Source organism: Streptomyces sp. NPDC058001 (genome assembly GCF_042886315.1).
In the GTDB taxonomy this organism is placed as follows: domain Bacteria; phylum Actinomycetota; class Actinomycetes; order Streptomycetales; family Streptomycetaceae; genus Streptomyces.
In genome coordinates, this window is record NZ_JBHVQT010000001.1 from 361,754 (window position 1) to 378,873 (window position 17,120).

General features: G+C 68.0%; 19 protein-coding genes. 14 read left to right on the plus strand and 5 right to left on the minus strand.

The genetic code is table 11. From position 1 onward, the window contains the following. Window positions 1–26: 26 nt before the first annotated feature. Complete coding sequence (locus ACFVT5_RS01700) at window positions 27–1,133, plus strand: helix-turn-helix domain-containing protein (RefSeq protein WP_389880296.1); 1,107 nt, start codon at window positions 27–29, stop codon at window positions 1,131–1,133. A 30-nt stretch (window positions 1,134–1,163) separates the two neighbouring features. After that, window positions 1,164–2,045 carry a hypothetical protein gene (locus ACFVT5_RS01705; RefSeq protein WP_389880297.1) on the plus strand — a complete coding sequence of 294 codons (882 nt, stop codon included), beginning with the start codon at window positions 1,164–1,166 and terminating at the stop codon, window positions 2,043–2,045. 216 nt (window positions 2,046–2,261) lie between these two features. Here ACFVT5_RS01705 and ACFVT5_RS01710 read toward each other — a convergent pair whose 3' ends face one another. Beyond that, window positions 2,262–3,053, minus strand: coding sequence for a sulfite exporter TauE/SafE family protein (locus ACFVT5_RS01710; RefSeq protein ID WP_389880298.1), 792 nt, complete (start codon window positions 3,051–3,053; stop codon window positions 2,262–2,264). Window positions 3,054–3,261: 208 nt separating this feature from the next. Here ACFVT5_RS01710 and ACFVT5_RS01715 point away from each other — a divergent pair, with 208 nt between their 5' ends. The 3 genes from ACFVT5_RS01715 (at window position 3,262) to ACFVT5_RS01725 (ending at window position 5,112) form a co-directional block, all read left to right on the plus strand. Further along, window positions 3,262–4,233, plus strand: coding sequence for an arsenic resistance protein (locus tag ACFVT5_RS01715; RefSeq protein ID WP_389880970.1), 972 nt, complete (start codon window positions 3,262–3,264; stop codon window positions 4,231–4,233). Window positions 4,234–4,388: 155 nt separating this feature from the next. Next, complete coding sequence (locus ACFVT5_RS01720) at window positions 4,389–4,610, plus strand: hypothetical protein (RefSeq protein ID WP_389880299.1); 222 nt, start codon at window positions 4,389–4,391, stop codon at window positions 4,608–4,610. Continuing rightward, entirely contained in the window at window positions 4,594–5,112 is a 519-nt protein-coding gene (locus tag ACFVT5_RS01725; RefSeq protein ID WP_389880300.1) for a DUF6879 family protein, read from the plus strand. Before ACFVT5_RS01720 ends, ACFVT5_RS01725 begins: the two co-directional genes overlap by 17 nt. Before the next feature lie 621 nt (window positions 5,113–5,733). On the opposite strand, the gene ACFVT5_RS01730 is transcribed toward ACFVT5_RS01725, so the two are convergent. Then, window positions 5,734–6,894 carry a transcriptional regulator gene (locus tag ACFVT5_RS01730; RefSeq protein WP_389880301.1) on the minus strand — a complete coding sequence of 387 codons (1,161 nt, stop codon included), beginning with the start codon at window positions 6,892–6,894 and terminating at the stop codon, window positions 5,734–5,736. A gap of 211 nt (window positions 6,895–7,105) precedes the next feature. Here ACFVT5_RS01730 and ACFVT5_RS01735 point away from each other — a divergent pair, with 211 nt between their 5' ends. The 6 genes from ACFVT5_RS01735 (at window position 7,106) to ACFVT5_RS01760 (ending at window position 11,648) form a co-directional block, all read left to right on the plus strand. Then, window positions 7,106–8,269, plus strand: coding sequence for a helix-turn-helix domain-containing protein (locus ACFVT5_RS01735; RefSeq protein WP_389880302.1), 1,164 nt, complete (start codon window positions 7,106–7,108; stop codon window positions 8,267–8,269). A 396-nt stretch (window positions 8,270–8,665) separates the two neighbouring features. Continuing rightward, entirely contained in the window at window positions 8,666–8,983 is a 318-nt protein-coding gene (locus ACFVT5_RS01740; RefSeq protein WP_389880303.1) for a hypothetical protein, read from the plus strand. A 227-nt stretch (window positions 8,984–9,210) separates the two neighbouring features. Continuing rightward, window positions 9,211–9,489 (plus strand): hypothetical protein, encoded by a 279-nt coding sequence (locus ACFVT5_RS01745; protein WP_389880304.1) that lies wholly within the window; start codon window positions 9,211–9,213, stop codon window positions 9,487–9,489. A gap of 123 nt (window positions 9,490–9,612) precedes the next feature. Beyond that, entirely contained in the window at window positions 9,613–9,777 is a 165-nt protein-coding gene (locus tag ACFVT5_RS01750; RefSeq protein ID WP_389880305.1) for a hypothetical protein, read from the plus strand. Between the two features lie 85 nt (window positions 9,778–9,862). After that, window positions 9,863–10,768: a radical SAM protein gene (locus tag ACFVT5_RS01755; protein ID WP_389880306.1), complete on the plus strand. Its 906-nt coding sequence runs from the start codon at window positions 9,863–9,865 to the stop codon at window positions 10,766–10,768. Window positions 10,769–11,261: 493 nt separating this feature from the next. Further along, complete coding sequence (locus tag ACFVT5_RS01760) at window positions 11,262–11,648, plus strand: hypothetical protein (RefSeq protein WP_389880307.1); 387 nt, start codon at window positions 11,262–11,264, stop codon at window positions 11,646–11,648. On the opposite strand, the gene ACFVT5_RS01765 is transcribed toward ACFVT5_RS01760, so the two are convergent. Beyond that, on the minus strand, window positions 11,645–11,911 hold the full coding sequence (locus ACFVT5_RS01765) for a GntR family transcriptional regulator (RefSeq protein WP_389880308.1): 267 nt from the start codon (window positions 11,909–11,911) through the stop codon (window positions 11,645–11,647). The genes ACFVT5_RS01760 and ACFVT5_RS01765 overlap by 4 nt on opposite strands. A 162-nt stretch (window positions 11,912–12,073) precedes the next feature. Here ACFVT5_RS01765 and ACFVT5_RS01770 point away from each other — a divergent pair, with 162 nt between their 5' ends. Continuing rightward, complete coding sequence (locus tag ACFVT5_RS01770; protein WP_389880310.1) at window positions 12,074–12,391, plus strand: hypothetical protein; 318 nt, start codon at window positions 12,074–12,076, stop codon at window positions 12,389–12,391. 321 nt (window positions 12,392–12,712) lie between these two features. Here the strand turns inward: ACFVT5_RS01770 and ACFVT5_RS01775 are convergent, their stop codons facing one another. After that, on the minus strand, window positions 12,713–13,945 hold the full coding sequence (locus ACFVT5_RS01775) for an MFS transporter (protein ID WP_389880312.1): 1,233 nt from the start codon (window positions 13,943–13,945) through the stop codon (window positions 12,713–12,715). A 183-nt stretch (window positions 13,946–14,128) separates the two neighbouring features. Between ACFVT5_RS01775 and ACFVT5_RS01780 the strand changes: the two genes are divergently transcribed. Continuing rightward, the gene (locus ACFVT5_RS01780; protein ID WP_389880314.1) at window positions 14,129–14,674 is read left to right on the plus strand and encodes an ML domain-containing protein; all 546 of its coding nucleotides are present in this window, start codon (window positions 14,129–14,131) and stop codon (window positions 14,672–14,674) included. Between the two features lie 385 nt (window positions 14,675–15,059). On the opposite strand, the gene ACFVT5_RS01785 is transcribed toward ACFVT5_RS01780, so the two are convergent. After that, entirely contained in the window at window positions 15,060–15,380 is a 321-nt protein-coding gene (locus ACFVT5_RS01785) for a hypothetical protein (RefSeq protein WP_389880316.1), read from the minus strand. Between the two features lie 215 nt (window positions 15,381–15,595). Here ACFVT5_RS01785 and ACFVT5_RS01790 point away from each other — a divergent pair, with 215 nt between their 5' ends. Beyond that, on the plus strand, window positions 15,596–17,098 hold the full coding sequence (locus ACFVT5_RS01790; protein ID WP_389880318.1) for an aldehyde dehydrogenase family protein: 1,503 nt from the start codon (window positions 15,596–15,598) through the stop codon (window positions 17,096–17,098). The last annotated feature ends 22 nt before the right edge of the window (window positions 17,099–17,120 follow it).

A 17,120-nucleotide genomic window follows, 5' to 3' on the forward strand; every position in this document is an offset into this window, starting at 1 on the left:
ATGGCGAACCGTCACCGGGGGAACTTGTGAGAGAGACCGTTTTCTGGACCGACGACGTCCCGGCGCGGGAGCGTTTCGAGCGCTGGCGGTCCCGTATCTGCGACACCCACGCGCCGGTCGTGATGCGCAGCGACCAGGCGGACGACTTCCACGCGCACCAGCGGGTACGGGAGTTGGGCGCCGTCCATGTGTGGTCGACGACCTTCCCACCGCTGACCGTGTCACGCGGCCCGAAGCTGATCCGGCGCTCCGATCCGGAGGTGCTGCAACTCTCCGTACCGCTGCGGGGCGCGATGCACTCGACCTGGGCAGGGCGGGGCGAAGTGGCCTGCGGCGCCGGTGAGATGTACGCGCACGACTCCTCGCGGCCGTTCACCAGCGCCTTCCGGGGGCCGGGCGACGCGGTGTCCCGGCGCGAGGGGTCCTTCCGGGCGGCGGCCGTGGCGGTGCCGAGGGCGCTGCTGCCGCTGCCGCCGGACGAGTTGGACGGCGTACTCGGCCGGCGCCTCCCCGGCCGTACGGGCGTGGGCGCGCTGCTGTCCGGGCTGCTCTCCGGACTGACGACGGACCTCGACGCCTACCGTCCCTCCGACGGGCCACGGCTCGCGACGGTCGTCCTGGACCTGCTGACCGCGCTCTTCGCCCACCTCCTGGAGGCCGAGGACGGGCCGGCCGGGGAGAGCGTCCAACGGTCCTTGCGGCTGCGGGTGCAGACCTTCATCCAACGGCATCTGTCCGACCCCGGGCTCGGCCCTTCGATGATCGCCGCGGCGCATCACATCTCGGTCAGCTATGTGCACCGGATCTTCCAGGAACGGGACATCACCGTCGCCCAGTGGATCCGTACCCAGCGGCTGGAGCGCGCCCGTCGCGACCTGGGCGAGCCCGCGTTGGCGGAGGTGACGGTCGGGGAGATCGCGTCCCGCTGGGGTTTCGGCGACCCGGCGACCTTCAGCCGGGCGTTCCGGGCGCGGTACGGGGTCGCGCCGCGGGATCACCGGAGCGAGTCGCTGCGGCGGGGGCGGGACGGCGCGGGCGACCTGGTGGACGCATTGTCAAGTGACTGTGCACTCCGTGCCAAGACAGCCGGTCGGACGGCCGGAGAAAGTGGGGGTGCAGAGAAGTACCAGTAAAAGCACGGGGATACGGGGGACGAAGTGACCATGGCGAATTGGCGTGCCCGGACGATGGTGCCGGTCACGGTGCTGGCGCTCGGTCTGACGGCGGTGGCCTGCGGCAGCGAGGGTGGCGCGGACGACTCGACGGGGTCGAAGGGGTCGGCCGGGTCAGCCGCGTCGAAGGGGTCGGCGGCTTCGGCGGCTTCGGCTGATACGACGGCTTCGGCTGATACGGCGGCGAAGGCGGAGGCGAAGTGTGAAGCCAAGAGTGACGCGGGTGAGGACATCACCGACGCCGTCGTGAAGCTGGAGGCCAAGGGCCTGACCGAGCGGCAGATCGACGCCCGCCTCGCGAAGGACTACTGCGTGGAGCGGGTGGACACGGGGGCCGGCGCGGACGAGATCGTGACGATGGGGAATCCGAGCGATGAGATCACCCTCTATCGCCCCAAAATCTACAAGGTCTTGAAGAAGTGGGAGTACATCGCCACCGCTACCTGGAAGTGGAAGAAGATCCCCGGCAACGTCAAGGGGCGCGACGGTTTCGCGATCACCTTCAACAACAAGGTCACGCTGATCGACCACTCCCTCTGGTACGCGGGCAGGGAGTTCTACAAGCAGAAGACGATGACCCAGGCCGAGAGTTCCGGTGCGTACGGCGTGGGCTTCACCTTCAACGAGGGGCCGAAGCTGGTCAGCAAGGTGGACATGCAGGGCTACAAGGGCGGTATGTCGGTGCGCTTCAAAGCCAGTAAGTCGGGCTGCTGGAATGTGCAGACGTACTCCAAGTACGGGCATTCCTGGAAGTCGAGCAGCATGACCGGTATCTCTCTCGGCAAGTCCAGTATCGGTTTCAGTTGGTCGAACAACAGCAACAAGTGGCAGCAGGCCAGCCAGGGAAGCAAGGAAGCAAAGGTCTGCCGCTGACGCGCGAAGTCCCGGAAATCCAGTGGACGGATATCGGCGGAGAACCGTTGACCTGGAAGTTCCCGCAACAGGACCGGCACCGGCACCGGCACTGGGACCGGCATAGGCACCGGCACCGGCGCTCACACCGGCGCTGACACCCCGAGAACGCCCGAGTCCCGCTACCCGTGGGGGAGTAGCGGGGCTCAGGTGCGACTTCTATGCGTGAGGCGGGGTTCAGCCGGTCGGTGTCAGCCAGAGGCGGGCGGCCAGAGCCAGGCCGAGTAGCGCCACCAGGTGGCGGAGCGCGGTGGGGGGAAGGTGGCGGGCGACTCGCGGGCCCAGTGTGGAGCCGGTGAACATGCCCAGGGCCAGGGGTGCCGCTGCCGTCCAGTTGACGGGGCCGAAGGCGGCGAAGGCCACGGACGAGATCAGTGCCGGGGCGCCTATGAGCATGTTCTTCAGGGCGTTGGCCCTGGGCAGGTGGGGTTCGGCCGTGGTCAGGAGGAGGGCGAGGACCAGTACGCCCGAACCGGCCCCGAAATAGCCGCCGTACACCGACACCGTCAGCAGCCCGACGGGGAGGAGCGCGCCGGTCCGGTGCCGCTGGTGCAGAGCGGTCAGCCGGGGCTGGGCGAGCAGCGCCAGCGAACCGGCCGCCACCAGGAACGGCACGACCCTCGCGAAGACCCCCGGCGGTGTGCACAGCAGCAGTACCGCGCCCACCGCACCGCCCAGCGCGGACAACGGTATCCAGCGGCGCAACCACGGTCCCCGTCCGGCGAGTTCGGGACCCGAGGCGAGGGCCGCGCCGGGCCAGCAGGCGACGCCCGCGACGAGGTTGGTCACGTTCGCCGACAGCGGCGGAAGGCCCGCCGCCAGCAATGCCGGGTACGAGATCAGGGAGGTGATGCCGCCCGCCGTGCCGACCACTCCGGCCAACACCCCCGCCGCGCCCAGCACCCCCATTTCACCGAGCACCCCCATCTCCCCGAGCCCCGCCACGCCCCCGCCCCTCCCTGCCGTCATCCCTGCTCCGTACTCCGCGTACCGTGCTCCGCGTTCCGTACGGACAGGCTGGGACTTCTCCCAAGGTCAAGGTCAAGGGCAAGGTCAAGGTCAGGCGGGACCGGCGGTGCGGTTAGGGTCGGAACGGTGTGAAGGAGCAGTTCGGGTGTCGCAGCAGGAACCGCAGGGACCACAGGAACGGCACGGACCACAGGGTCCCGTCGAGTGGATGGAACACCATCAGGTCGCGATCTACCTGGCCGCGATGGCGGTAGGCGCGGCGCTCGGATGGGCGGCCCCCGGCCTCGGGCCGGGACTTGAGCACGCTATCAACCCGGTACTCGGCGCCCTCCTGTTCGTCACCTTCCTCCAGGTCCCGGCCGCCGAACTGGTCCGCTCACTGCGCGACGCCCGGTTCCTGTCCGCCGCGGTGGTGGTCAACTTCGTGGTGGTACCCCTGGTGGTCGCCGCGATGTTCGCGCTCCTCCCGAGTGACCAGGCCGTCAGGCTCGGCGTACTCCTGGTGCTGCTCTGCCCCTGCGTGGACTACGTGATCGTCTTCTCCGGCCTGGCCGGCGGATCCAGCCGCCGTCTGCTGGCCGCGACACCGGTGCTGCTGGTCGCGCAGATGCTGCTGCTGCCGGGGTTCCTGTACCTGTTCATGGGCTCGGAGCTGGCCGACATCGTGGAGGTCGGCCCCTTCCTTGAGGCGTTCCTCTACCTGATCGTCATTCCCCTCTCGCTCGCGTGGGCCCTACAGGCGTGGGCCGGGCGACGCCCGGCCGGCCGGACGGTCTCCGACGCGGCGACCACGACCATGGTCCCGCTGATGGCCGCGACGCTCCTGGTCGTGGTCGGGTCGCAGGTCCCGAAGCTGGGCGGCAGGCTGGCAGACGTCGCCGCCGTCGTCCCGTTCTATGTGGTGTTCCTGATCGTCATGGCGTTCGCGGGAAAGGCCGTGGCCCGACTGTTCCACCTGGCCGCTCCCGCCGGCAGGGCGATCGTCTTCACGGGCGCGACCCGAAACTCCCTCGTCGTCCTGCCCCTGGCCCTGGCCCTACCGGACGCCCTGGCGGTCGCGGCGGTCGTCGTGGTCACCCAAACCCTGATCGAGGTCCTGGGCATGGTCGCCTATGTACGCCTCGTCCCCCGCCTGCTACCGGACACCCCGCACCCCACAAAGAAACCAACAGCCCTCTGAGCGCCACCTGCCGACGGATTCACCGCGCCACCGTGATCATCTACCCCACTACCGGAATATTCCGGTGGCGTCATGGACGCCCTCTCGCGGACCGCCTTAACGTCGACGGACAGAGGCAGGGAACAGCCCTGCATCGCGATGTCACAGGAGGCACCATGGCGCGCGAGGCACTGACCCGACTTACCGGCGCGGGCAGCGGCGACGGCGACGATCCGCCCTGCGGTGGCGATGACTGCCCCAACGTTTACCGGACCGCCACGGGTTCGTTCCTGGTGCAGGGAGATTTATCGTCGGCCTTCACGCCGCCCGAGGGTGAGGCCCTGGTGGAGATCCCGGAAGCGGTAATGAGGGAGGCCGTTCGTGTTCTTGGATGGTAAGGACTGGCGGAATGCTTTCGATTCCATGCGGCACGAGGCATGGCGGCTCGAAACTCTGCCCGTTTACCGGGTTCCGCAGGAGGCGGACGCCATGCGCCGTTACCTCGACGGGGAGCCGGTGACCCGGGAGGCAACGCAGCCTTGGTTCGACCGGGTTGAGGGGTACAAGGCCGACGGCAGGACCGTGGGAAGGGTCCACGTGATCACCCGTCCGCTCACGGACTATCTGCGGTTCGAGTTCGCTCACTACCGGCACAACGTCGAAGCGGGCGAAGACATCCGCATCCTCGACGTGACGGACCGGGCCAACCCACTGTCCGGCGCCGGGGATTTCTGGATGTTCGACCGGTCGCGCATCGTGCTCATGCATTACGAGCCGGACGGCACCCAGATCAGCCGAGAGGTCTACGAGGGCGACCCGGAACCGTTCCGGGAACTCCAGAGAACCGCCATCGCGGAATCGGCGCCTTTCGAGGAGTACGTGAAGGGTTTTGACGTTTGAGGCACAGCAGTCGGGCCAGTCCAAGGCGGACCTGGCCGAGACACTGCGACAACTGCGCAGGCGGGCAGGGCTTTCGCAAGTCAGGCTCGCTCAGCGCTGCAACATGGTCCGCCACTGTCGCTGGCAGGCCGAGAACCGTCATCCCCGCCACCGAACCGGTGAGTTGGGCGTGGCCCAGCCCGCACCAGTACCCCCCCGGCGTCCGCTCCGGATCGGCGTCTGCGCCAAGGCCAACGCGTAGGGATGTTACGGAAGGGAGGCCCGGGTGGGATCTGGTGATTCGGGTGGGTTTCCTGCCGGTGTCAGTGTCCGGGCACAGGGTCCGATGTCTGGAGGACGGTCTTGACGACGCCGGTCCTCGCGTGCGGCGGCGAGTGGTCGGCACGCTGGACAAGAACTGTGGGGCCGAGCCGGGCAGATCGGTTTCCGAGAGGGAGTCCGGCACACGACGTTCCGGGCGAGGTCGAGACCAAGTGACACCGTTCCTCGCCGTGCGTCTGGTGCTCGCGCTGGTCGAATTTCTCTTGTGCCGGGCATCGTGAGTAAAGCCCCGCCATGCCTCCCAGTTCGGGGGTGGCGGGGCTTTCGTCGTGCCCTGTGCAACTCCCACGTGTCCTGGTGCTACGCGGCAGCGACGAGGTGTCGGGCGCGCTCGTTGAAGTCGGCCACAAGCGCATGTTGGCCAAAAGGAATCATGCGTCGTTGTACGTCCTGCACCGCTTCTACGCTGCGCGAGGATTTCACCTGCCGTGCCAGTTCCAGCGTGCGGACACCCGTTGCGTGTGCGGCTTCGAGGTCTCCCCGATGGAGGTGAGACACAGCGAGCGCGGCATGGGACATTGCTCCCCGGCGTGCCCTGTTCTGCCTACGGGCGTACTCGATGGACTCCCGGGCGTGCTCCGCGCTGTGGTCGGCCTGATTGAGGTCACGGAACGCGTTCGCGTGCTCGCCGTGAAGGTAGGCGCCATCGATGAATTTGGCCCATTCGGGTTCGTCCTCGCGGACGACGCGAGCAAAGGCGCGCTCTGACCTGTTCACTGCCTGGGCAGTTCCCCGCTCGTCTCCGAGCACAGCGAGCGCGCGGGCTTCCAGCGCCCACAGATCGGCGAGGCATGCCGGCGAGTGGGAGTTGCGAAGCCCCTGCCGTCCGGCCTGCGTCAGACGGCGGCCCTCGCCGGGATCGCCGAGCAGCGTCGCTTGGTCGGCCATGCCCGCGAGCACATGTGCACCCAGCGCCACGTCACCCGACTCCTCCGCGAGCCGTAGAGACTGAATCAAGTACCGCTGTGCCGTGCCGTGTTCTCCGCTGTCAAACGCCATCCACCCAAGTAGGTACGTCTGTTCTGCGGCAGCGCTGCACAGAGCGTGCCGAACATCTTCCGAGTGTGTGCGTCGAAGAAGGGGGTACACGTGCTGGTTCATGTACTCCGTGAGTACCAAGCGGCCGGATCCGCCACCTTGCATCACGTCCATTTCCTGGAACGTCCCGAACATGTTCCGGACGCTCGTAACGTCTTCCAGTCTGACGCGGGGGCCTGGTTCGGGTTCCTGATCAAGGGTGGCCAACAACCAGTCACGCGACGGGCCCACCCCTGCCGCTGCCACGAACGGTGACGCGGCGAGGAACTTCCTGCGGTCCATATCCGCTCTCCCTGGTTCGGTCACCGACTCGACCGTCTCTTGGAACGATGGGCTGTAGGTCAGCGGCCGGTCAAGGTCGGGGGAGTTCCCATGGCCAAGGTCATACGTGGTCACGCGGCGGCCGAATCGCTCGGAGAACACGTCCGCGGTGATCTTTGGTAGCGGGTCTCTCGGCCGACCACCCTGCAACCATCGGCGGATGCGGGGCCGGCAGCGATCGGCGCGGCACATGCCGCTGACCCGACGGTGAGAGGTGCGCGGTACCGGTTCGGCCCGTCCGGGACGGCATGGCGGGGCTTTTCCGTTTTCGCTCTCCGTGACGGGACGCTCTCGGCGGTCGTACCCTGGCCGTATGACTGATGCGGGGAAGAAAGTCAAGCAGGCCCGCAAGCTACGCGGGCTCACTCAGCGCGAGTTGGCCGACCACTCCGGGGTTTCGATCTCTACGATTCGGAAGCTCGAACAGGGGGAGCGCGACGGCGCGCGTATGGAGACACTGCACGCCTTGGCCAAGTCCTTACGACTCCCGACCATGGCGCTGGTCAAGGAGCCGGGAGAACAAGGGGCCATCCCCGGGACGCGTGAACTGTGGGCGCCGATCCGGGCCGAACTGATGCGGCCCCCGGGGCTGGAAGGCGACGAGCCTGCCACCCCGAGCGGAGTCGAACGCGTACTGGCCGATGCGGTCCCGCTCTACCGGACCCACCACTTCGCGGAACTGGCCGCGGTGCTGCCCGCGCTGCTGCGAGACGCTGACAGCCTCTCCGACGATGGGCGAGGCGTCCGGGTTCGGGTGCTGCAACTTGCGGCGGGCGCACTGACGCACACACGGCAATTCGACCTCGCGGAAATGGTGGTTCGTCGTTCCCTCGCGGACGCGCAGAATCGGCTAGAGGCATCCGCGAGCGTCAACACGCTTGCGTGGCTGCTGATCCGCCAAGGTCAGCTGGACGATGCGTTGACGCTGGCAACGACTTGGGCGGACGATTTGGAACCGCGAATCAGTCGTGCGACAGCCTCCGAACTCTCCGCGTGGGGCCTCCTGCTCTTGCGGGCATCCGGTGCCGCCGTACGCAACAACCAGCCCGAGACCGCGGCGGACATGAAGCGACTTGCCCGGAGTGCCGCAACGGCAATCGGGCGGGAGGTCCAAGTCGAACACGAGACCGTGCGCACCTTCGGACCCACGACCGTCCGCATGCTCTCGGTTGAAGACGCCGTAATTCACGACCAGCCGGACAAGGCGCTGCGCCTGGCCGAACGCATGCCGTGGTCCACAGTGCGCCCTACCATCAGCGTGCGGAACCGGCACGGGCTGGACGTGGTTAACGCATATGCGCGGCTCGGCCAGTTCGCAGAGGCGTTCGGGAAGTTGAGCGAGATTCAAGCACGGTCCCCCGAGTGGTTCCCCAACCAGACACCGGCACGGGACGCTTTGCGAGCCATCATGACGGGGCGACGGACGCTCACTCCGGAAATGCGGAGCATGGCGTCTACGCTGCAACTAAGCGTGTGAACGTGGCACTTCAGCACAACGAGTAGTCGAAGTGCCACAGACAGCGATTTCGTGACGGTTCTAGCGTCACCGTATGAGCCGACGAAGCCTCGCCGATCGTGCCCGCCGACGCGCGTTATTGGACGCCGCCTCCGGTCTGTGGCCCACGTCCCGCCACCCGTACCCGGTTCCCTCGCCCCGCTCCGCGAGGGAATCGGAGGGATGCGCCCCCAAGTCCGGGGGTGCACGGTGATTCGGCCGCCACGAGTCGGTGCGTTACTGATGGACACCAGGACTGATCGGCTCGGCGAGTATCGCGGCGAGTGGGCCGGTCAATGGTCGTTACGTCCGGTGGGTGGTGGGAAGGAATGGACCGCCAAGCCTGAGAACGTAGAGCCGGCGGCGACCGAACAGTGCTTGCCCATCGGAACCGTCCTTGCCAACGCCCGGAGTCAGGGTGAACACCTGGCCGCTACGCGCCGGCGCGTATTCGGTTTCATCCGGTGGACATTTCGACCCGACCAGGACGACGACGCCCCGCCACTGACGTACGCCTTCCGATGTCTCACGCTCAACGACGACGACACCGAGTGCGAGGCGAAGTCGCCTCCGAGCGCCGACCCGACCGAGCCCCAGACCTGGGCGTTCACCCACCTGCGCGCTCACCCCGAGCACACCAGCTACGCCGAGGTCATCGAGCGTCCCTGGGTGATGTGGCGGGAGGGTCCCGCGTGAACTGCTCTGCGGAACCTTCGGGTTACTGGTCCGAAGTGCGCGCCGAAGGACCTGTGTACGGCACCGGCGAAACCGTGCAGCACGTCTTGGGCACCGCCCAGACCATCTCCCCGATACTCGCCCTCCGTTGGTTCCGGGGCCAGGCAGTGCGTATCGCGGACCGGCTCGATCCTGACCCGACGCGTTCGGCATGGGCGAGGCCGTCCATGCGCAAGGCGACCTTGCCCGTGCCTGACTGCCCGGCGGAGTTACGTGCGTGGGCCGAGGACCCGGAGGAACAGCGCGCCGCGCGTGAGCACATCAAGGCCGGGCATCCGCTGTTCGCCAGGTTCCCGGACGCGGACTGCACGTACACCCTCTCCGTCCGGCCGGTCCGGCTGCCCGCCGGCGACCCGGTGTCGCCGGAGCCGATACGTCGCCGGATCGGCAGTCTGACGCAACCCCTGTACGTGCTCGCCGGGAACCCGACCGCCGCGCACGCGGTCGGCACCGGGGCACGGCCCTGAGACTCGGCCCCCGTCACATGGATGCGCTCTGCGGCAGGGGCGGGCACTACCCCCGCTCGGCTGTCTGAGTGACGGTCGGCAGCCGACCGGGACCACCCATACCGGCCGACGGAGAACGGTGCGATGAGCAAGGCCAAGAACACGGTTGCGGCTGCTGCGGCAGCCATCAAGCGGGACATCAAGAAGCCCGCCCCGCGTCCTGACCAGACACAAGGAGCGCTCATGGACCGGCGCGTACGTCACCACACCCCGGACAGCCTGTACGGGATCCCGGAAGACGACGAGTAGACGCCCTTGGCGTCCGGCGGGGAAGTAGGCGCTTCCCCGCCGGACCGTGCACCAGAAGACCCCGAGACAGAGACAGGAATCACTCATGGCAGCAACGACGTTACTCAAGTTCGCGTGGCTGGAGGTGACAGGGCTCTGCAACGAGTTCTGTGATCACTGCTACGCGGACAGCGGACCCAAGGGAACTCACGGGTCCATGACCGTGCAGGACTGGCTGAACTTGATTGACCAGCTCGCGGACATGGGCACGCTGGACGTTCAGTTCATCGGCGGAGAACCGACGCTCTACCCGCACTTGCCCCACCTGCTCGAATACGCCCACGTGCGAGGGCTCGGCATCGAAGTGTTCTCGAACATGACGCACATCCGCGACCCCCTGTGGGACGCGTTCCGGCGCTTCGGCGTCAAGCTGGCCACGTCGTACTACTCGGACGAAGCACAGGAACACGATCGGGTGACGCAACTCCGGGGCTCGCACCGGAGAACGCGCGCCAACGTCGCAAAGGCGCTGGAACTCGGTATTCCGCTGCGAGGCGGAGTCATCTCCGTAAATCAGGGGCAGCGCGCGCAGGAAGCCGCGCAAGACCTGTTGGCGCTCGGCGTCGAAACGGTCGGCGGTGACCGGACCCGGGCGTTCGGCCGTGCGAGCAAGGGCGCGGCCCCGACCATCGGCGATCTGTGTGGGCACTGCGCTCACGAGAAGTGCGCTATCGGCCCGACGGGCGACGTATGGCCGTGCGTGCTGGGACGGCACCTGACCTTGGGGAACGTCCGGGGAACGCCGCTCGCCGATATATGGGGCGGGGAGCAGATGGCCAAGGTCACCGCAGACATTGAGGCGGTGCACGGAAGTGGTGTCCAGTCGTGCACCCCGCCGCAGTTCCTGCCCATGTGCGAACCCTGTCAGCCTTGCGTCCCCTCTTTTGGGCACTGCGACACGCAGGAGAAGCACAGCTCACCGGACGCACCTACCATCGGCCCACCCATCTAACCCCGGTACAGGAGACAGTGAGCATGCACGATCACGGCGACGACTTCAGCGCCTGGTGCGGAGACGACGGAAGCGCCACAGCGCACCGGACAGAAGAGTATTGGTTGCAAGTGGCGCGGTTCGTACGGCAGGCAGCCAACAAGGTCGGCCCGGAGCTTCCGCTGTGCCTCCCCGGAGAGCCGCAGCAGTGCGGACGTCCCGCACAGCAACACGTCTTGGCATGGGGCGCCGTACTCAAAGCCGCCGCACAGCATGTGATCGAGAATGCCTCGCCGGCTCCGGCCCACGCGCACTACGCGGGGCACACCCTCTATCAGCGTTCCTTGGCGGACTTGCGGGCACGGACCGAAAGCCCCAGCGAACCAGGGAATCTCAGCGCATAAGGGACCCGCGCAACCTGGCCCCGCCGGTGTGCTGCCCCCGTGGCATACGGGCGGGGCTCGTTCGTCTCTCCCCCTAGGACCAGCTATGCGTCAATGCAAAGCCACAGCCGATGTACCCCCCCGCCGCCCTGCTCTTCGCCGTCCTCGCTGGACAAGGGCGAGCCCTCAGTAGCCAGTTGGAATACGCGCCCCTGCGGGTCCGGTGCGAACTCGGACTCTGGCACGAGGGCGAGCACGCCGACCACGTATGGGACTGGCCCGACGGTATGGCACCGCCGCTGTGGGCCCGCTGGGACACTGGCGGCGCCATGCGGTTCGAGTCCCGGCCCTGGTGCGAGACCGAGGGCGGGCCGGACGGCGACGCGTGCACGCTCTACCGGGACCACGCCCGCGAACACTCGTGGAACGTGCTCGACCCCGAGACCGAATCGCTGCGCCGAAGGGCCCTCGCGGAAAGCGCACAGCTGATGAAGCGGCTGGGCAGGAAGCGGGACTAGCTGTCCTGGCCCTCGTCCGCGCCGCTGCGGTCGCGCACGTACGTCCCTCGCTGCGGCACCGTGTAGACGTATCCGAGTTCCCGAAGGTGTCGTACCGCCCGCCGTGCCGTGTCCCGAGCTACGCCCCACCGCTGGATCAGCGCGGACTCCGACGGAATCGGACGGTCCACAGCGAGCGCGCCCGACTCGATGTCCCGGATGATCTCCGCCGCGATCTGCTGATACGGCGGTGTCGGGGCGTCGTAGTCGATGCTCGGGCTCATAGGGGAGAGCGTAGACAACCGGCCACGCTGGAGGGCGTTTTCATACGTAGGTAGACGATGGTAGAGGAGTTGCTCTACCGTCAGATGCGAAGACGCCCCGACAAACCGCTTAGGACCGGTTCGCCGGGGCTTGCCGAACAGCTGCATAGGAGCTGAACGACCATGCGCGATGCTATCGCCCGCGCCCTTTTCTGGGTGCTCTCCGTCCTCATTCCTCCCCGGCCCGGACGCCACAGCGCGGAATACCTCGCCGCCCAGCCCCCCCAACCCGCCCCCGTACCGCCCTGGTCCCGCCCGTGGACCGGACCGACCAAGGAAGAAGCCGCCGCGTACTTCCGGCGACAGGCAAAGACCGCCTCGGAACTCCGGCTCCACCGTGAGCGGCGACGGGCCCTCTACTACGCCACGCGCGGCGTAGACCTCCCGTACACCTACCCGGGCGCGCCCTTTCCCCGCTCCGCTTTCGTAGCGGCGGGGTGAGCGCATGACCCGCGACGGACTCATCGCCGAGCCCGTTTCCCGCTCGGGTGCCGTCTGCTGCTGTTGCTGGAAATGGACTTACGCACCCGTGGCAGTTCGGTACGTCGGGTGTATCAGCGGTACCGAGGTGACCCTGTACGCGTGTCCGAGTCACGTCGTAGCGCTCGGCGCGGGGCCGACACCCGAGGACCAGCTACCCATTCCGTAGTAACCCGTGGCAAGCGGGCAGACAGCAAGACGCCCCGTGCGGCTCGATCAACTGCCGTGCGGGGTCTCTGTGCTCTCTGATCTGCACTCATGTTCAGAACTGCTGCGTGTCCGTCATTTCCCCGTCGTCTCAGCAGGTGCCGGGCGTCCGATCAGGTATGCGGTGACGGCGAACAACACACCGCAGCACGCCAGCGCGTAGGGCAGGCCCGCCGCCGCCGCGACCCCCGCCAACACCGCCCCGCACAGGATCTCGCCCAGGTACTCCGCCTGCGCCAGGAAGGAGTGGACCGTCGCCCTGACATCCCCCGTCGTCCGCTGGTTGACCCAGATCATGCCGATCGTCCGCGTCAGCGGAAGCGCCGTGCCGGCGATCAGCAGGACCGCCGCGCTCGCGGTCACCCCGTCGGGGGCCACCGCCAGGACCGCCAGCCCGAAAGCGCCCGCCGCGCACGCCCACACGTACCCCCGCCGGGCCGCGCGCCCCTCATGTACCCGCGCCTCCACCACCCGTAGCGCCCCCGCCCCCACCACCAGCGTGACCACGCCCAACGCCGTGAACCAGAGCAGCGGTTCCGACGGGAAGCCGGCCGCGAACAAGCGCTGCGGATACAGCCGGGCGAACGCGTCGGCGGCGCCGTTCACCAGGAAGGTCGCCGCGAACACGATCAGGATCACCCTGCTGCCCCGCACCAGCGCCGACCCGCGCCGCACGATCGCCCACGACGCCGACCACCGGTCGGTACGGGTCGGTACGAACCGTTCCTCACGGAACCGGTACACCACATACCCCCCGAGCAGCAGCATCGCCCCGCCCGCCGCCACCATCGCCGTACGTCGGTCCGTCACCGTCGCCAACAGGCCGAGGACCGTCATCCCCGCCGCCGAACCGGTGAGTTGGGCCCGGCCCGCCCGCACCAGCACCCCCGGCGTCCGCTCCGGATCGGCCAACTCGTCCGTCACCCAGGCCACATCGGAACCGCTGGCGAACGTCCACGACAGACCCCACAGCATCTGCGTCGCCGCCACCGCCCAGAAGTCGGTCACCAGGGCGGTGGCCACCATCGCGGTTCCCATCAGCACATGGGAGACCACCAGGGACCACTTCCGGCTGATCGTGTCCGCGACGACCCCGGCCGGCACTTCGCACACCAGACCAGTGATCCCCTGGAGCGCGCCCACCCAGACCAGTTCGGCGGCGCTGAGCCGGGCGTCGACCACCAGATAGACACTGGTGACCAGCCACCACCCGTTGTGCAACATCGCCCGCGACCAGGTCCACCGTACGAAGACGGCGACGATGTCCGAACCGCTGTCCGCCAAATCCCGCGCACTGCCTCGACTCACCGCCGGATCATGACCCCCAACATGCCTGAACAGCAACGGAATTAGACCGCCACACCCACTACGAAACAGGCCCGGCTCCCGGCCTGGAGACGGGCCGGTGTCACCCGACTGGGCCGTTGGGGCCAGGTGAGGCCGGGGCAGGGGGCTTGCGATCACACTCGATCACACACGGAGGGTCACCACATGCGGGTTTCACGACGAGTCGGCGCGGCGGTACCGGGCGCGCTGAGTCTGCTGCTGACCGCCTCGATCGCCGGGTCGGCACACGCCACATCGCCCACCGGAACGGCACACATCGCAGCGCAGGCGTCCAGGGCGGCGGAGAGCTGGCCGGTCGAGGACTGCTCCGACGAGTCCTACATCCTCCGAACCGACAGCATCACCGCCGAGCCCAAGCCGCTGGAGCCGGGCAAGCCCCTGACGATCACGGTGCACGGACACCTCACGGAAGAGATCCGCGAAGGCGCCGCAGTCCAGGTCACGGTGAAGCTTGGCCTGGTCACGCTCCAGCACCAGACCCTCGACCTGGCCAAGGAACTCAAGGCCCGTGACGCGCCCGTCCAGGTCCCCGTCAAGCCGGGGAACATCTCGCTGCCGATCTACTACGGCGACCTGTTCGCCAACAAGGAAATCCCGAGAGGCGACTTCCGGATCTCCGTCGCCGCGTACAACAACGACGACGCGGACCTGGCCTGCGCGCGGGCCCACATGAATCTCCGACGCGGCTGAGCGAGCCCCCACCCAGCCTGCGGACCACGCGCCCTGCCCCGCCTACCTCAGCGAAGGAGGCGGGGCAGAGCTTTTTTGGGCTGGAATGTGATACGCCCTGTGTCATCGCCCAGGCCCTCGTTGACCGGCTACAGAAAGGATCCGACGCGTGAGTACCTCTGGTTCTCTGCGTGCCGAGCCCGACGGGGGTTGGACCGTCGTGCAGCGTGGGCCCGTGCGGTTGTGGGATCGGGTTGAGCGGGCCGTTCAGTTGTGGCAGGCCGCCGGCGAGCCTCATCAGGACGGGTTCGGTGTCACCGTTTCGGCCGCCGGGCAGTGTGTGTGGATCGGTGCGGAGGACGGGCCGGGTTGGGATCTGCCGATCTGAGGTGCGTTCGCCGCTGGGTCAGCGTTTTGTCAGGCCGCGGTCTTTGAGTACGTCGATGCACTCTTCCTGTACCGCCATGTCTGTCACGGTCAGGGTGCCCCGGTGCGTAGGGGTCGCGGTCGGGTTGAGGGCTTCCTGGCGTGCGCGCTCGCCCTCGGCGCGGCCTTGTTCGAGGCGGTCGGCGATTTCCTCGCAGTCGACCGGGCGCGTGGCCGTCGGCTCTTCGGTGGGGGACTTCGGCTTGTCCGTGTCCGGTTCGGCGGTGAGGGCCGAGGTGGCGGCGATGCCGGCCAGGCACAGGGCCGCCCAGACGACGACCATCCGTCGGCGGGTACTCAAGCGCCGGTACACGTGACCTTCATCAAGTCCCTTTCGATCTGGGGTGTCGGGCCAGATTAACGCCTCCCTTGAGAGGGGGATGCAGATGGCGCCGGTCGGTGAGCCCGCTCACGTTCCGCGCGGTACTTCGCATGGTTTTCGTTCCTCAGGGCAGGTGCTCACCCCCGTCGGGTGGGACGCGGCGGTCGCGCTACGGAACGGAAGGCATACAGGACGTGTCGGTACAACACACCATCCACGTGGGCGGGGAGTGGCGTCATGCACTCTCCGGCGCCGCACGCGACATCATCGACCCCTCGGATGCCAAGCCGTTCGCCCAGGTCGCCGAGGGGGGTGCCGAGGATGTGGACGCGGCGGTCGCCGCGGCACGTGCCGCTTTCGAGGACGGGCCGTGGCGCCGTACGTCCGTTGCCGAGCGGGCCGCGGTGCTGCGGCGCACGGCCGATCTGTTGGTACGCGACCGGGAGTCGCTCGGGCTGCTTGAGAGCCGGGACGCCGGTAAGACCGTCGAGGAGGGGTGCGTCGATGTCGACTGTGTCGCCGACGCGTTCCGGTACTTCGCGGATCTTGTCATCGGGGAGGGTGCGGGTCGGGTCGTGGATGCCGGGTCCTCCGACATCCACAGCGTCGTCGTGTACGAGCCCGTCGGCGTCTGCTCCCTGATCACGCCCTGGAACTATCCGCTGTTGCAGGCGAGTTGGAAGATCGCGCCGGCGCTCGCCGCCGGAAATACCTTCGTGATCAAGCCGAGTGAGATCACGCCGCTCACGACGGTCGCGCTGATACGGCTGCTCGGTGAGGCGGGGTTGCCCGCCGGGGTCGCCAACATCGTCACGGGCCCTGGGCAGACGGTCGGTGCCCGCCTTGCCGAGCATCCGGATCTGGACCTCGTGTCCTTCACCGGTGGGCTCGTCAGCGGGACCAAGGTCGCGCAGGCCGCCGCCGCGAGCGTCAAGAAGGTCGCCCTCGAACTCGGCGGCAAGAACCCCAATATCGTCTTCGCCGACGCGTGCGCCACGGCCGACGGCTTCGACACCGCCGTGGACCAGGCGCTCAACGCCGCCTTCATCCACAGCGGTCAGGTCTGCTCCGCCGGGTCGCGGCTCATCATCGAGGAGTCGGTACGGGAACGCTTCGTCGCCGAACTCGCCCGGCGCGCGGGGAAGATCCGGCTCGGACGCGGTACCGAGGCCGGGGTCGAGTGCGGGCCCCTCGTATCCGAACAGCAGCGGGCGCGGACCGAGGAGTACGTCGCCTCCGCGATCGGCGAGGGTGCCGTGGTGCGGTGCGGGGGTAAGCGGCCGGAGCCGTCCGACGTGCGGCCCGCTACCGGGTACTTCTATGAGCCGACCGTTCTCGATCAGTGCCATCGTGGAATGCGGGTGGTGCGGGAGGAAGTCTTCGGGCCCGTTCTCACCGTCGAGACCTTTCGTACCGAGGACGAGGCCGTTGTCCTGGGAAATGACACGGAATATGGGCTTGCCGGGGCCGTGTGGACCGCTGACTCCGGGCGGGCCCGACGGGTCGCCGCGCGGCTTCGGCACGGAACTGTGTGGATCAACGATTTCCATCCGTACCTTCCCCAGGCGGAGTGGGGTGGGTTCGGGAAGAGCGGGGTCGGGCGGGAACTGGGGCCTTCCGGGTTGGCGGAGTACCGGGAGCCGAAGCACGTTTATCAGAACCTGGCGGCCGTACCGGTTCGGTGGTTCCGGGGGTAGGTACGGGGCCTTGGGGGTGCCG

Bases quoted from the DNA above. Each gene is read 5' to 3' on its own strand.
- ACFVT5_RS01755 (WP_389880306.1), top strand. From the start codon at position 9,863: ATGGCAGCAACGACGTTACTCAAGTTCGCGTGGCTGGAGGTGACAGGG.
- ACFVT5_RS01705 (WP_389880297.1), top strand. From the start codon at position 1,164: ATGGCGAATTGGCGTGCCCGGACGATGGTGCCGGTCACGGTGCTGGCG.
- ACFVT5_RS01770 (WP_389880310.1), top strand. From the start codon at position 12,074: ATGCGCGATGCTATCGCCCGCGCCCTTTTCTGGGTGCTCTCCGTCCTC.
- ACFVT5_RS01750 (WP_389880305.1), top strand. From the start codon at position 9,613: ATGAGCAAGGCCAAGAACACGGTTGCGGCTGCTGCGGCAGCCATCAAG.
- ACFVT5_RS01715 (WP_389880970.1), top strand. From the start codon at position 3,262: ATGGAACACCATCAGGTCGCGATCTACCTGGCCGCGATGGCGGTAGGC.
- ACFVT5_RS01735 (WP_389880302.1), top strand. From the start codon at position 7,106: ATGACTGATGCGGGGAAGAAAGTCAAGCAGGCCCGCAAGCTACGCGGG.
- ACFVT5_RS01765 (WP_389880308.1), bottom strand. From the start codon at position 11,911: ATGAGCCCGAGCATCGACTACGACGCCCCGACACCGCCGTATCAGCAG.
- ACFVT5_RS01710 (WP_389880298.1), bottom strand. From the start codon at position 3,053: ATGACGGCAGGGAGGGGCGGGGGCGTGGCGGGGCTCGGGGAGATGGGG.
- ACFVT5_RS01760 (WP_389880307.1), top strand. From the start codon at position 11,262: ATGTACCCCCCCGCCGCCCTGCTCTTCGCCGTCCTCGCTGGACAAGGG.
- ACFVT5_RS01780 (WP_389880314.1), top strand. From the start codon at position 14,129: ATGCGGGTTTCACGACGAGTCGGCGCGGCGGTACCGGGCGCGCTGAGT.
- ACFVT5_RS01720 (WP_389880299.1), top strand. From the start codon at position 4,389: ATGGCGCGCGAGGCACTGACCCGACTTACCGGCGCGGGCAGCGGCGAC.